This window comes from Bartonella sp. AA81SXKL (assembly GCF_042196945.1).
Lineage (GTDB): Bacteria > Pseudomonadota > Alphaproteobacteria > Rhizobiales > Rhizobiaceae > Bartonella.
Window position 1 is genome coordinate 1 of the sequence record NZ_JBHIRH010000406.1, and the last position, 556, is coordinate 556.

General features: G+C 39.6%; 1 pseudogene. It reads left to right on the forward strand.

The window, feature by feature from the left end:
- Positions 1 to 556, forward strand: a pseudogene (locus tag ACFINZ_RS11965) (Na/Pi cotransporter family protein); the annotation flags it as partial.

The window sequence follows — 556 nt, forward strand, 5'->3', positions numbered from 1 at the left end:
CTATAACCTTATCCATGCACAACTGTGTATTATTATGGTCCTAGGAGTCAACTTTGGTTCTTCTCTCATAGCACCACTTTTAACACGCAACGCCTCCCCTAATACGCGACTCGTGCCATTGGGAAATTTACTGATGCGTGGAGCCGGTTCAATCCTTGTCCTTATTTTATTTCTCTTCTTTCAACCACCTATAACGTGGCTTGGCAATGAAGTTTCTACTCAAGTTATTAATGCCCATATTGTTTTCAATGTTTCATTCTCCTTGCAGGGATACCGCTCTCGAAATGGGTGTTACAACTGACTACTAAGATTGTCCATTTAAGTACAAAAAAAGTGCAAACTGATAAAATTCTTAATTTATCCGATCAAACAGCTCTTGATGATAGCGTTCTTGAACGTCCGACTCTTGCACTCTCTAACGTCATGCGTGAAGTGATTCATATTTGTGACCTTGTGGATATCATGCTAGAAAAAATCATGGGACTTTATGAAAAACCTGATCCCGACATCATCCGTGAGCTTAACCAGCTAAACACTATATTGGAGAAAAAGCATA